Annotated in this window: 15 protein-coding genes and 1 riboswitch; of the genes, 1 reads left to right on the plus strand and 14 read right to left on the minus strand. The window is 35.4% G+C overall.

The annotated features are described in order from the left end of the window. Positions 1 to 13 precede the first annotated feature (13 nt). Positions 14 to 664: a PAQR family membrane homeostasis protein TrhA gene (gene trhA, locus FD33_RS01940; protein WP_025084934.1), complete on the plus strand. Its 651-nt coding sequence runs from the start codon at positions 14 to 16 to the stop codon at positions 662 to 664. Here the strand turns inward: trhA and FD33_RS01945 are convergent. The 14 genes from FD33_RS01945 to scpB form a co-directional block, all read right to left on the minus strand. Next, positions 661 to 1,149: a dihydrofolate reductase gene (locus FD33_RS01945; RefSeq protein WP_025084935.1), complete on the minus strand. Its 489-nt coding sequence runs from the start codon at positions 1,147 to 1,149 to the stop codon at positions 661 to 663. The two genes, trhA and FD33_RS01945, sit on opposite strands and share 4 nt — an antisense overlap. Before the next feature lie 12 nt (positions 1,150 to 1,161). After that, positions 1,162 to 2,112 (minus strand): thymidylate synthase, encoded by a 951-nt coding sequence (locus FD33_RS01950; RefSeq protein WP_056955707.1) that lies wholly within the window; start codon positions 2,110 to 2,112, stop codon positions 1,162 to 1,164. Positions 2,113 to 2,121: 9 nt separating this feature from the next. Beyond that, positions 2,122 to 4,026, minus strand: coding sequence for an ATP-binding cassette domain-containing protein (locus FD33_RS01955; RefSeq protein WP_025084936.1), 1,905 nt, complete (start codon positions 4,024 to 4,026; stop codon positions 2,122 to 2,124). Positions 4,027 to 4,131: 105 nt separating this feature from the next. Beyond that, a complete protein-coding gene (locus FD33_RS12595) occupies positions 4,132 to 4,302 on the minus strand; it encodes a hypothetical protein (protein ID WP_156407817.1) in 171 nt (56 codons plus the stop codon). Between the two features lie 67 nt (positions 4,303 to 4,369). After that, the gene (locus FD33_RS01960; protein ID WP_025086352.1) at positions 4,370 to 4,834 is read right to left on the minus strand and encodes a hypothetical protein; all 465 of its coding nucleotides are present in this window, start codon (positions 4,832 to 4,834) and stop codon (positions 4,370 to 4,372) included. A gap of 52 nt (positions 4,835 to 4,886) precedes the next feature. Then, positions 4,887 to 6,086: a CCA tRNA nucleotidyltransferase gene (locus tag FD33_RS01965; protein WP_025086351.1), complete on the minus strand. Its 1,200-nt coding sequence runs from the start codon at positions 6,084 to 6,086 to the stop codon at positions 4,887 to 4,889. A gap of 146 nt (positions 6,087 to 6,232) precedes the next feature. Then, on the minus strand, positions 6,233 to 7,477 hold the full coding sequence (locus FD33_RS01970; protein ID WP_025086350.1) for a tetratricopeptide repeat protein: 1,245 nt from the start codon (positions 7,475 to 7,477) through the stop codon (positions 6,233 to 6,235). A 66-nt stretch (positions 7,478 to 7,543) separates the two neighbouring features. Continuing rightward, positions 7,544 to 7,819: an HU family DNA-binding protein gene (locus FD33_RS01975; RefSeq protein WP_010019909.1), complete on the minus strand. Its 276-nt coding sequence runs from the start codon at positions 7,817 to 7,819 to the stop codon at positions 7,544 to 7,546. Between the two features lie 188 nt (positions 7,820 to 8,007). Next, on the minus strand, positions 8,008 to 9,321 hold the full coding sequence (der, locus tag FD33_RS01980; RefSeq protein WP_056955708.1) for a ribosome biogenesis GTPase Der: 1,314 nt from the start codon (positions 9,319 to 9,321) through the stop codon (positions 8,008 to 8,010). An 11-nt stretch (positions 9,322 to 9,332) separates the two neighbouring features. Further along, complete coding sequence (gene cmk, locus FD33_RS01985; RefSeq protein WP_025085499.1) at positions 9,333 to 9,992, minus strand: (d)CMP kinase; 660 nt, start codon at positions 9,990 to 9,992, stop codon at positions 9,333 to 9,335. A 62-nt stretch (positions 9,993 to 10,054) separates the two neighbouring features. After that, on the minus strand, positions 10,055 to 11,221 hold the full coding sequence (locus FD33_RS01990) for a LysM peptidoglycan-binding domain-containing protein (protein ID WP_025085498.1): 1,167 nt from the start codon (positions 11,219 to 11,221) through the stop codon (positions 10,055 to 10,057). A 90-nt stretch (positions 11,222 to 11,311) separates the two neighbouring features. Continuing rightward, a complete protein-coding gene (locus FD33_RS01995) occupies positions 11,312 to 11,863 on the minus strand; it encodes an ECF transporter S component (RefSeq protein WP_034544213.1) in 552 nt (183 codons plus the stop codon). A gap of 72 nt (positions 11,864 to 11,935) precedes the next feature. Further along, positions 11,936 to 12,054, minus strand: a riboswitch (FMN riboswitch). A gap of 85 nt (positions 12,055 to 12,139) precedes the next feature. Continuing rightward, complete coding sequence (locus tag FD33_RS02000; protein ID WP_025085497.1) at positions 12,140 to 12,865, minus strand: pseudouridine synthase; 726 nt, start codon at positions 12,863 to 12,865, stop codon at positions 12,140 to 12,142. After that, positions 12,852 to 13,379 (minus strand): SMC-Scp complex subunit ScpB, encoded by a 528-nt coding sequence (scpB, locus tag FD33_RS02005; RefSeq protein WP_034544216.1) that lies wholly within the window; start codon positions 13,377 to 13,379, stop codon positions 12,852 to 12,854. Before scpB ends, FD33_RS02000 begins: the two co-directional genes overlap by 14 nt. Positions 13,380 to 13,396: the final 17 nt, after the last annotated feature.

A 13,396-nucleotide genomic window follows, 5' to 3' on the forward strand; every position in this document is an offset into this window, starting at 1 on the left:
TTGAGGTTTTAACATGACAAAAAAACACGACTTTTCTAGAACTTACTTGATCACAGATCAAGTCTTCAGTGCTGTCACTCATGGCATCGGTATAATTTTAGCAATTATTGGTGCCATATTCCTATTAATCAAAGGATTCCAACAGGGAAAACCTTTGAACATTACAGCCTATTTTATTTATGCATTCACATTATTCTTTTTATACCTTAGCTCAACGTTATTCCACAGTTTATACTTCACTAAAGCTAAAGGTGTTTTTCAGATATTTGACCACAGTTCAATCTTTTTGATGATTGCAGGTACCTATACGCCTTACTGTCTGATTGCTTTACATTCCACATTTGGAATCATTATCTTATCATTCATTTGGTTGTTAGCCATTGGTGGTATTCTCTACAAAATCTTTAATGTCGGTCGATTTAAGTACTTTGAAACATTACTCTATGTTCTTATGGGCTGGGCTATTATCGTCGCCATGAAACCACTCTATTACGCAATTGGTGGAACTGGTATTGCTCTATTAGTTGCTGGTGGTGTTGCTTTTACATTGGGAGCCTGTCTCTATTTAATAAAGAACATTAGATACATTCATGTAATTTGGCACATTTTTGTCATGATAGGCACGGCTTTGATGTACTTTTCAGTATACTTCTATGTAGTTTAAAGTTTGTCCCAAGTCTCGAAGGTATATGGGTAGATATTCTTATCATCCATTTGTCCTTCTTTTTTTTCGACTAATTTAAACTTACTATAGTCGATTGAACACATCTTAGTATCACCTGTAAACTCATGATCGATTTTAGTCAGATACAATCTATCAACATCATCTTGAAATAATTTAAAAATACCACTCCCACCGATAACCATAACTTCGTCGTCAGGTTGTATATATTTTTTCAAGTCGGCCTTATCATTAATAAGAATCACAGAGTCAGGCACTTGATAATCAGGATTTTTAGAAATAACAATATTTAATCTCTTAGGTAAAGGACCATTAGGAAAACTTTCAAAAGTCTTTCGTCCCATAACGATAGGATGGTTGACTGTCACATCTTTGAAATGGTGCAAATCATTAGGTAAAGACCATGGTAAGTGTCCCTTTTCACCGATGATATGATTCTTATCTTCAGCCCAAACAAAACTTATCATTTACATTTCCTCCTAAACAGCTACCGGTGCCTTGATGGCAGGTTGTGGATTATAGTCGTTCACGATTATATCTGAAGCCTCTATTTCAAAAATGCTTTTATCACTTTTAATCTCTAATTGTGGTCCCATAGTTGGTTTACGGCTAAGTTGTTCTTTAACTTGATCCAAATGATTCAAGTAAATGTGAGCATCACCCAATGTATGAATAAATTCTCCCACTTCTAATCCCGTCTCACGTGCAATTAAATGCGTCAAAAGTGCGTAACTTGCAATATTGAACGGTACCCCTAAGAAGAGGTCCCCACTTCTTTGGTAGAGTTGACAGGACAATTTATTTTCATTTACGTAAAATTGGAACAATGTATGACATGGTGGCAAAGCCATCGTAGGTACATCTTCAGGATTCCAGGCACTAACAATTAGTCGACGTGAATCAGGAGTCTTTTTAATTTGGTCAATTACATTGGCAATTTGATCAATAAAACCACCATCACGTTTTTGCCAATGACGCCACTGAGCCCCGTAAACATCCCCTAAATTACCGAATTTTTGAGCAAAGGTTGTATCAGTTAATATGGCTTGATCAAATTTATCTTTTTGAACCTTATACTCTTTGGCAAAATCAGTATCCACTAAACTGCGACGTCCGAAATCACTCATATCGGGTCCAGTATAATCAGCACTTTCAATATAGTTCTTAAAAGCCCATTCGTCCCAAATATGATTGTGATGCTCCAATAAGTACTTGATATTGGTATCACCATGCAAGAACCACAATAATTCACTCTTAATTAAACCAAAAGGAATTTTTTTAGTTGTCAAAATAGGAAATGACTCTTGTAAATTAAAGCGCATTTGATAAGCAAAGGTACTAATTGTTCCCGTTCCTGTACGATCACTTTTTTTGTGACCTTGATTCAAAACATATTGTAAAAGATCTAAATATTGTTGTTCGTTGTGCATTTTCTTCTCCTAGGCAAATTGACTTAAATATTCCCAACGTTCCATCAGTTTTTCTTCAGCTTGGTTCTTTTCATCAAGTTCTCTTTGATAATCCATTAGTTTTTCATAGCCATTATCTGGATTATTCAATTCATCTTGTAAAGCAGATATTTCAGAATCTAATTTGTCGATCTGAGGTTCTAGTTTTTCATACTCTTTTTGTTCTGCATAAGTCAATTTTTTCTTAGGCTCTGCTTTTTGTTCTTGTTCCGCTTTCTGTTTAGCCTCGACGTGCTTTTGTTCCTTAACTTCATGATGCTTAGCTTGCTTCTTAGCCGTCGCTCTTTGTAAGTAAGCCGAATAAGAATCATAACTTTCTTCAATTTGACCTTGACCTTCAAAAATCAACAGTTTGTCTGCAATTTTGTCCAAGAAATAGCGGTCATGAGATACTGCCAGAACAGTCCCTTTAAAACTACTTAAATAATCTTCCAGAATTGTTAAAGTCTCAATATCTAGATTATTAGTTGGCTCATCAAGTAAAAGTACATTTGGTTGATCCATCAAAATAGCTAGTAAGTATAAACGACGCTTTTCACCACCAGACAGTTCACGCACAAAAGCCCCCTGCATTTGATGATCAAATTTAAAAGTATCTAGCATTTGTGAAGCTGACATATGTTCTCCATCAGTATTCTTCACTCCTTGACCGATACTTTCCAAATATCTGATCACACGTTTATCAGGATCCATATCTCGAGTATGTTGCGTATAGTAACCAATCTTTACGGTTTGGCCAGTTTTAATTTCACCTGCATCAAGTGGAATTTGTTTAGCAATGGCATTTAAAAAAGTTGTTTTACCGGAACCATTCGAACCGGTTATTCCAATACGATCACCACGTGAAACTAAATAACTGAAATCGTTTAGAATAATGTGCTTAGCAAATTTTAAATTGGCATTTTTAATATCAAAAACATCATTACCTAAACGCTGTTGCGCAATATCAATCGACATTTCTTTTTGAACATCAGGTTTGTCTTGTAGATCTTCCTTCAAATTAGTAAAGCGATCTTTTCTAGCTTGTTGCTTTGTTCCACGGGCCTTAACACCAGCACGCATCCACTTCAATTCTTGTTTGTAAAGTTGTGTCTTGTGATGTTGTTCTGAAGCATAGATATCTTCATTATCGGCTTTTTGTTGAAGATATTTCTCATAGTTACCGTCGTACTCAGTTATATTACGATTTTCAATTTCAAAGATTCTTGTAGCAACCTCATTTAAGAAATAACGATCATGAGTTACAAACAAAACAGATCCTTTATACTTACTCAAATACGTCTGTAACCAGTCGATGGCTTCATAATCCAAATGGTTAGTCGGCTCATCAAGGATTAAAAGATCAGCTTCAGAAATTAAGGTCTGGGCTAAAGCTACACGTCTTTGCTGACCACCAGATAATTCTGAGATTTTCTTGTCTAATTCTGTAATACCCAGTTTATTCAAAATCGACTTAACATCTGATTCCATTTGCCAAGCCTCAGACGCGTTCATTTGCTCCTGCAACTTGAAGAACTCATTTTGGATTTTAGTATCAGTCGAATTGACATTGAATTTAGCCAAAGAATTTTCATATTGACGAATCAATTGGAACTTTTCGCCACTACCATTAAAAACAGCATCGATAACAGATGAATCATCATCCAAATCTGGTTGCTGCTTCAAGTAAGAAATTTTATAATCCTTAGGTTTATCAACCGTGATTGTATTCAAATCACTATTATTAACGATACCGTCCAAAAGTGTCGTCTTACCAGTACCATTTAGACCCAAAAGACCGATTCGGTCTCCTTCGTTAATTGTAAAAGTAACATCCTTAAAGAGTGTTCTTTCTCCAAAGGACTTTGATGCATTAGTTATATTTAAGGTTTTCAATTAATTTTCACCACTATAAATAAAAAATTCCTCTACCGATGTAGATAGAGGTATCAAACTTATCAATATTTATTATCACATGTCAGCCGCTGATTGTAAAACCTCTTAGTACTCTTTTAATTGATCCAACGCGTAGTATAGCTGCTGGACTCCGCCAAATCTGACTAAAATCTTTTCACGCTTTTCATCAAAATAAACTACGGCTCCAATTTGATCTTTCATACCATCTTCTTGATCAATAATTTTTACCATTGACCCTATTTTTAAATTCCCCATATTAATTCCTCTCAATAAAATACGGAACATAAGTCAAAATAAATCAACCAATGTCCCGTACATTTAATTATAGTTCTTCTTTATATAAATCATATACCGTATTTTCTGGATCAATTGAAATAAACAGGTTGCCACTCTTGCTTGAAATTGTTGAAGTTTGATAAGCATTGTCTAAGCCTTCAGCATCCTTTTGCTTGAATGGGAAGTAAATCTCCATTGGTTCCTTACCTTCATCATCTTCAAAAACAATGTCACATTTTTCGATATCCTGATACTTAATAATACGGTTGAACATACCATCTGCCAAGGCAGCTGTAGAAACATCAGTATCCTTAATGTAGTCAGCTGCAGGTAGAATTTCAATTCTAAAACGTTTACATGGGTGAATCTCTTGCATACGTCCACCTGCGATACGTCCATAACTTGTTGTTACACGAGAAATCCAAACATCACTCATTTCCCCATGATTAACTGTCCAAGTATCATCATTTCTGAAGTAGAATTTCAATTCTTTAAAAACATGCTTAGTCATATTACCACCCTTTCAATCATAAAATACTTACTGATTTCATAATAACACAGGGTTATTGATTACTTAACAAATAATGTCTTAATTCGTCAAAATTATTGTAAACGTTTCCTTCCACGACAGCACGCTCTATTTGCGACATTGATTTTCCAATAATTGGGCCTGGTTTTACATCTAAAATTTCACAAATATCTTTTCCTGTAATAGCCAAATCATGACTATTTTTAATAGAAATTTGTCCTACTTTTTGTTTTAGACCAGTGTAGTCAAATTCAATTTGAAGCATTTGACAGAGTTGAATTACTCGTTCAAAGTTATCTAAGCCAAAATTATAAATATTCCACAAATCATAATCTTGATTCTCAAATAAATGTAGCATATCCAAACTATTCACACTGGCCTCACGAACTTTGTTAGAAACCTTCCAATCACGTAAAAAACTGTTAAATTTGGGATGATTCATGTTTAAAGCATATCCAATTGCTGTCCAAGCAGCATCTTCATCAACAAAAGTGCCTTCAGCGTTTAATAGTTCAGCCAATTCTTCACGTTGATCTTTAAAACCAGGACAATACTCACTCAAATTTAATTTAAGAAAATCAGAAAAACCAGTTTTCCATGATTGACTCAATAATAATTTGACAAACTCTTCACGAATACGTTCAATCGCGATTTTAGACAGTAATGGTGCATTGTCAGCTATTGCTTGAGCCGTTTGGACTTCAATTTGAAAATCTAATTGAGCTTGGAATCTAACCGCACGCATCATTCTTAAAGCATCCTCATGGAATCTAGCCTCAGCACGACCAACTGCACGGATAATTTTCTTATCTAAGTCCTGTAAACCATCAAACTTGTCGATTACATTACCATTTAAATCAACCGCTAAAGCATTAATTGTAAAATCACGTCGCTTCAAATCATCAGCCAATGATCTCACAAAAGTCACTTTATCTGGACGACGATAATCCTGATAACCCGATTCTGTTCTAAAAGTGGTAATTTCATATGACGAATCGTTTAATAATACCGTAACAGTCCCGTGCTGAATCCCAGTATCAATCGTGCGTTTAAAAATTTTTTTAATTTCCTCTGGATAAGCACTTGTAGCAATATCGACATCGTGGATCGGTAATCCTAAAATATGGTCACGCACACTTCCCCCAACAAAATAAGCCTCAAATCCGGCTTGCTCGATTTCTTCTAATACTGGTAACGCCTGTTTAAAATCTTCAGGAAGTTGTTTGATTTGCATATTTTTACCTCACATAATCATAAAAGTCTTTATTTATTATATACCAATCATGAATGTTACTAAATAAAGACCTTATAATGCAGTTAAAATTCCAAAAATAACCTCACTAAGATTAATGTACATCCTAGTGAGGTTATTATTAATTTTTAAATTTGATCCAATAGATTATGCATTTCTTCATTATCAGGATCTTGTTTCAAGTACAGTTGGATAGCTGGCTTGAGAACATCATTATTACCCGTACTACGAAGGATTTCAATTAAATCGGATAAGTAATCCAAGTTATCCTTAAAATCGTCGAGAACTAGTAAAATATTCTCCTGAGCCTTCTTTACATCATCAGTTTCAAATTCTGACTTAGCTAGATTCCAAACTAATTTAGGATTGTTACTGATGTCACGGCCATTCAATAAATCAAGGTTACTCTTAAATTGACCTTTAGTTACGTAATAATCACTCAGTTTAATTACCAAAGGCAATGGATTTTCTACTGTTTTAATTCCTTTTTCAAGTATCTTGATTGCCCCTGTTGGATCTTCTGCAGTCCCAGCATCAAAAGCAATCTGATAAAGATTATCATCTAATTCATTCAGGTTCAGACCTAATTGTGCATACTTAAAGGCATCAGAATTTTTCTTAATATTTAAATAATCCTCAGCCAGAATTGAATATGCTGTCGGATAATCACGATTTGTCTCCAATAATTTTTCCAAAATACTGATGGATTTATTATAATTCTTAACTTGATTGTATAAAAAGCCCAATTGGAATTGAGCATCTTCATTTAATTCGATGGCATTCAAATCTTCATAAACATCAATAGCTTCCTCGTACTGACCATCCCCGGCAAGAGAACTAGCCTTACGTAGGACAATCGAAATACCAGAGTAATTCTTAATTCCCATATCCAGCAACATGTCATAATACGTCAAAGCTTTACTGAATTTGTTCTCGTCAAAGTAAACTTCGGCTAAAGCAAATTTGAAAACCTCTTCATCTGGAAACTCTCTGATACCACTTAATAGTTTTTGCTCACTAACTTCATACAAACCTTGGGATTGATATATATCGGCTGAAACCAGCAAATTTTCGGCATAAGCTGACGAATCAGGTGTGATTTGAGAAATATAGCTTAAAGCTTGATCAGTATCTCCATCAGACACAGAAATCTCAGCTAACCGAGACAAAATTTGCCCTTCAGTTGGATACATCGTTAATAAATGGTCATAGACAGTCTTGGCCTGGAAAGATAAACCACGGCTCATCAAAGTCTCCGCTAGTGAAAATTGAGTTTGGTCATCATCTTGAGCAATTGATTCTTGAATTAAAGCGTCGACTTTTGAAAAGTCACCATCATCAATTGTTTCTATAACTTCATCTGCTTTACTCAAATTGTTACCTCCATATTTTTGCGTAAAAAAAGACGGTCTAATGACCGCCCCTAATTTAAAAAAGAATTATTTAACTGAATCCTTCAAAGCCTTACCTGGCTTAAATGCAGGAACCTTGCTTGCAGGAATCTTAATTTCTTCGCCTGTTTGTGGGTTACGACCCTTACGAGCAGCACGTTGACGTACTTCGAAGTTACCAAAGCCGATCAATTGAACTTTGTTGCCTTCTGATAAGTTTTCTTGGATTGTTTCAAAGACTGCATCAACAGCTGAAGTTGCATCCTTCTTTGTCAAACCAGTTTTACTTGCTACACTATCGATAAGTTCAGCTTTATTTGCCATATGTAAAAATACCTCCGAAATTTGTAAAAAATTTAGAACACATGAACTATTTGAATGCGTTCATTATTCTATTTACAAAACTACCATAGGAATGTCGATGTGGCAAGCATTTAAGCCGTTTTTTACGATAATTTTCTTTAAATATAAATATATTTATAAAAGCGAGTAAAATAGCACCGTTTTAGGCCCTATTTACGTTTTCTAGGCAAAATCTTAATCGGTGTTCCTTCAAAGTCAAATGTGTCTCGTAATTGGTTTTTCAAGAAACGTTCGTATGAAAAATGCAACAATTCATTATCATTGACAAAGACAACGAACGTTGGTGGTTGAATAGCCACTTGTGTCATGTAGTAAATACGTAATCTCTTACCATTAACTAATGGTGTTGGTGCAATTGAAGTAGCACGCAACAATAGATCATTCAGAACAGCTGATTGAATTCGACGGTGACGGTTATCGAAGACACGTGTCACTAGTTCTGGAATTTGGTCTAAACGTTGTCCCTTAATTGCTGAGGTAAAGAGAATTGGTGCGTAAGACAAGTATTGGAACTCAGCTCTAATTTGGTTTTCAAAGTCCTGCATAGTATGGGTATCTTTCTTCAAAGCATCCCATTTATTGACAACGATGATAACACCTTTACCAGCATTATGAGCATAACCAGCTACACGTTTATCTTGTTCACGAATACCCTCTTCAGCGTTCAAAACAACACAAACAACATCAGACTTATCAATCGCACTCAACGCACGCAATACAGAGTATTTCTCTGTATTTTCATAGATCTTACCACGTTTTCTAATACCAGCAGTATCGATCATTGTAAAGTCTTTATCGAGCTTCTCATCATGATACTTAGTATCGACAGCATCACGTGTCGTTCCTTGCATATCGGAAACGATAACACGCTCATCGCCTAGAATAGCATTAACTAAAGATGACTTACCAACGTTCGGACGACCAATAAAACTAAACTTAATTGATTCATCTTCTACATCTTTATCGTCATTAGGAAATGCTTTTACGATTTCATCCAACAAATCACCTAAACCAGTCCCTTGAGAACCAGAAATAGGATTAGGGTCGCCAAAGCCTAGTGAGTAAAAGTCATAAATATTTTCACGTTGTTCTGGATTATCAGCTTTATTAACTGCTAAGACAATCGGTTTCTTAGTTCGATAAAGGATTTTGGCAACATCCTCATCTTCTTTAGTAACACCGTTTTGTCCATTAACAATAAAGACAATAACATCAGCTTCATCAATCGCAATTTCAGCTTGATTCTTGATTTGAACTGACATTTTTTCTCCACTCATTTCAATACCACCGGTATCAATTAAACGGAATTCTTTTCCAAGCCAACTAGCACGTGAATAAATACGATCTCTAGTTACACCTGGTGTATCTTCAACAATAGATAATCTTTCATTAATTATTCTATTGAAAATAGTAGATTTACCAACATTGGGGCGCCCTACTAACGCAACTACTGGAACAGACATAATCTGCCTCCCTACTTATGTTCATTAACAATTTCTGTAACTTTTTTAACAACTTCTTCAATGGTCATATCTGATGTATCAACTTCGATAGCGTCATCAGCCTTCTTCAATGGCGAAATCTCTCGATGTGAATCCTTGTAATCACGAGCAGCAATTTCATCTTGCAATTCTTTCAAAGGTGTATCGATGCCACGTTCAAGGTTTTCCTTATAACGTCTTTGCGCACGTACTTCTACACTAGCAATTAAGAAAATTTTTACTTCGGCATTAGGCAAAACAGTCGTTCCAATATCACGACCATCCATTACGATATTAATGTCGTTTGCCATGTCTCGTTGCATTTGAACTAATTCCGTTCTAACTTCCTTGATTGCTGAGACTTGAGAAACGTTATTAGTTATCTCTTCTGTTCGAATAGCATCTGAAACGTCCTCATCATCTAAGTAAACGTGTTGACCATCTTCCTTATTAAGAAAATGGATCTTATGTTCAGACATTAACTTCAAAATATTGAAAGTATCACCATACCCTACATTATTCTTTTTTGCAAGTAATGTTACTGTACGGTACATCGCACCAGTATCACAATAAACAAAATCTAAGTTTTTAGCAATTAATTTGGCAATAGTACTTTTACCAGCTGAAGCTGGTCCATCGATTGCAATTTGCATTTACTTTTCTCTCCTTAATAAAAGGGCCCAGACAAAATTGTCAGAGACCCTTAATTACTTATCTATTTTACTCTTAATGTTGTACCTGGTGTCAATGTACCAACATTACCATTCATACTCTTCAATTGAGCCGTTGTTAAATTGTTGTTGTAAGCAATTCTGAACCAGTTGTCACCGGCTTTAACTGTGTAATATGAAGTTCCACTATTGGCATTACTATTTGAAGTAGTGCTTGAAGTGTTAGAACCGTTGGAACTATCAGTACTATTTGATTGGTTAGCTTGTGATTGTGAATCCGAACTTGTTGTTGAATTAGCTGTATTGTTATCACTTGCTGTAGTATCACTACTATTTGAAGTAGTACTGTTGCCATCATTTGTAGCATTTGAGTTAGAACTATCATCATTCGTTGTAGCAGAGTTATTACTACTATTGTTGCTACTTGAAGAATTATTGCTGCTTGTTGACTTCTTAGTCGTTGTCTTCTTGGCAGCCTTTTTCTTAGGTGTAGCCTTTTTAGTAGATTTCTTCTTTTTCTTGGTTGACTTGTCTTTGTTCTCTACTGATTTAGCAGATTGGGTACTATCCAAGTCACCGCCACTGCTACCTTTAACAGCATTAATAACCACTGGTGTAAACATAATGATAATTAAAGCAATAACTAAAGTAACAACTAAAGTATGATTACCACGTTGTTTTTCTTTAGTTACAGCACGTGACACATGTCCGTCATCATCAGTATCAGTGTCAAAACTGTTTTCCCAAGGCTTACTACTCTTCTTGGAATCATCTTCCGCCTCATCATCAACTGAATCAGCTGGTTCAGATTGATCAGTTGCTTCAGATTCTACTGGTGCAGGTATTGGTGCTTCAGGAACAGACTGATCGTCTTCTGGTGCTGAGTCATAATTATTATCGTCATAATTTGGTTCCGGATTATTATCCTGTTTTGCTTCGCTTAAATGATCTTGGCTTTCTTCAGATTGAAGATGGTCTACAGATTCCTGATTCTCATTCATTGATGAGTCGTCAGTATTTTCTTCTACAGGTGCATCATTAGAAGTTTGATCGTCAGAAACCGCACTAGTAGGTGTAACCACATCACTTGTGCCATCACTAATTAGATGATATTTCTTCAAATCTTCGAGACTAACGGATCCTTCAAGTCCTTGTGTGGATTTAGGAACGCGAGAATCGCCAGACATATTGTTTTTATCCTTATCGGCCATTAAAAACCAACCTCCTAATTTCTATCTCTTAAAGCATATCATAAAAGTTTAAAATTTTTCTTTAAAGATTTATAAAATTCTGTTAGTTTCTCATTTTATTGAGAAATGCCCTTTGATACGTGGATAAACAATCATCGTAGCCGCTGAAATAATCAGTGCCTTGACAATATTAAATGGTACCACACCTGTTGCCACATATTCGGCCAAACTCATATTTAGTTTCATTCCGATCACATTCATGTAAAGGGGCATCACAACAAAGTAGTTCAATAACGACATGATAACCGTCATTACAACTGTTCCTGCTATCACTGCCATAACCTTTTTATCTTTCTTCCAGAAGTAATTGAAAGGTAATAATAAAGCAACCGAACCTACAAAAGCAGATCCGTTACCAATCAAACCAGCTACACCACTACCAGTGACAATTACGTGCACCATTGACTTTAGTAATGCAATCAAAACTCCACCTACGGGACCAAATGCAAAAGTTCCAATCAGCGTCACCACATCACTTAGATCAATCTTCAAGAAAGGTAACCAAAACAGAATTGGAAACTCGAAAAACATCAGAATTGTTCCCAGTGCTGCAAAAACAGCTACTCCTATTATTTCATGCATCTTATCTAAACTTTTCCCCATTAAAATCAACCTCTCCAATTGATTTCCAAAGAAAAAAGACCTATTTTGGGCACACCAAAACAGACCTTAACCTTCTGTTTTCTTTCATCTAGACTTTACTATCGGTATTGGAATCTAACCAATTCAACCAGCAATGCTGGGTCGCGGACTATACCGCCGGTCGGGAATTTCACCCTGCCCTGAAAACCAATTATTTAATTTTATACACTCAATATAGCAGAACGCCTGATATAAGGCAACTGTGGAGTTTTTAATCTTTAAAACCATTTAATCAAATTAACGATTATCTTGCTTCAATTGAGCAACTTCTTGTCTTGTCAAGTCACGGTACTTACCAGAAACTAAACCGTCTAGAGTTAAGAAACCATAGTTCTCACGAGCCAATTTCTCAACCTTATGACCAACAGCATCGAACATATTCTTAACTTGATGATTATGTCCTTCATGAATAGTTATCCTAACAATTGAAGAGTTTTTCTTCTTATCCTTAGACATAACTCTGACTTTCGCACGAGAAGTTGTGTAGTCCTTAAACTTAATTCCAGACTCCAACTTTTTGATCTCTTCAGTCTCTAAAATACCTTCGATTTTAGCAATATAAGTCTTATCTACATGGTAGCGAGGGTGCATCAAATGATTAGCAAATTCACCATCATTTGTTAATAGTAATAAACCTGAAGTATCGTAATCTAAACGACCAATTGGATAAACACGTTCCTGTACGTCTTCTTCCAATAAGTCAGTAACTACTTTTCTACCCTTATCATCCTTAACGGCTGAAATCACTCCACGAGGCTTATACATTAGAATGTAACGTTTCTTTTCTGTTTCTAGAGGCATCCCGTCAACTTCGACTTTATCGCTGTGATCAACTTTGATACCCATTTCTGTAACTACTTTGTTATTTACTTTAACATGACCCTTGGCAATCAATTCTTCTGATTTACGTCTAGAAGCTACCCCAGCATCAGCCATGAATTTTTGTAATCTAACTTTCTCCATTTATATCTCCTATATCGGAACTATCCTCAAAATTTTCTATTTTTGGTAATTCTTTTAAATTCTTGATTCCAAAATAATCGAAGAACTCATCAGTTACTACATAAAGATTAGGATGACCAGGAACATCTTTCTTCCCATTTTCTTTAATTAATTTTCTCATCAATAAAGTATTTAAGCTTCCAGAACTCTGCACTCCACGAATCTCATCGATTTCAATTCTAGTGATTGGTTGACGATAAGCTATAATCGACAAAACTTCGAGTGCTGCTTGACTCAACTTAGTAGCCAACCCAGTTTTAAAGTACTTGGTTAATAGTTCATTGAATTCATTTTTAGTAACCAATTTATAATTCGAATTAAATTCAACTAACTCGACCCCAGAATCGACGTCGGTCATTAATTTTACTTTTAACTCTTCAATATTCTGTCTTAAGGCTGCACTATCTATTTCTAAAAGTCCAGCGAGATCCTTTTCTTTAATACCTTGATCTCCGGCCACAAATAATAATGCCATTATTTTTGCTTGATACA

This window comes from Companilactobacillus paralimentarius DSM 13238 = JCM 10415 (assembly GCF_001434985.1).
GTDB lineage: Bacteria > Bacillota > Bacilli > Lactobacillales > Lactobacillaceae > Companilactobacillus > Companilactobacillus paralimentarius.

Coding starts and splice junctions, on each gene's coding strand:
- FD33_RS01990 (WP_025085498.1), bottom strand. CDS start 11,221: ATGGCCGATAAGGATAAAAACAATATGTCTGGCGATTCTCGCGTTCCT.
- FD33_RS01965 (WP_025086351.1), bottom strand. CDS start 6,086: ATGCAAATCAAACAACTTCCTGAAGATTTTAAACAGGCGTTACCAGTA.
- FD33_RS01960 (WP_025086352.1), bottom strand. CDS start 4,834: ATGACTAAGCATGTTTTTAAAGAATTGAAATTCTACTTCAGAAATGAT.
- scpB (WP_034544216.1), bottom strand. CDS start 13,379: ATGGCATTATTATTTGTGGCCGGAGATCAAGGTATTAAAGAAAAGGAT.
- cmk (WP_025085499.1), bottom strand. CDS start 9,992: ATGCAAATTGCAATCGATGGACCAGCTTCAGCTGGTAAAAGTACTATT.
- FD33_RS02000 (WP_025085497.1), bottom strand. CDS start 12,865: ATGGAGAAAGTTAGATTACAAAAATTCATGGCTGATGCTGGGGTAGCT.
- trhA (WP_025084934.1), top strand. CDS start 14: ATGACAAAAAAACACGACTTTTCTAGAACTTACTTGATCACAGATCAA.
- der (WP_056955708.1), bottom strand. CDS start 9,321: ATGTCTGTTCCAGTAGTTGCGTTAGTAGGGCGCCCCAATGTTGGTAAA.
- FD33_RS01975 (WP_010019909.1), bottom strand. CDS start 7,819: ATGGCAAATAAAGCTGAACTTATCGATAGTGTAGCAAGTAAAACTGGT.
- FD33_RS01945 (WP_025084935.1), bottom strand. CDS start 1,149: ATGATAAGTTTTGTTTGGGCTGAAGATAAGAATCATATCATCGGTGAA.
- FD33_RS01995 (WP_034544213.1), bottom strand. CDS start 11,863: ATGGGGAAAAGTTTAGATAAGATGCATGAAATAATAGGAGTAGCTGTT.
- FD33_RS12595 (WP_156407817.1), bottom strand. CDS start 4,302: ATGGGGAATTTAAAAATAGGGTCAATGGTAAAAATTATTGATCAAGAA.
- FD33_RS01950 (WP_056955707.1), bottom strand. CDS start 2,112: ATGCACAACGAACAACAATATTTAGATCTTTTACAATATGTTTTGAAT.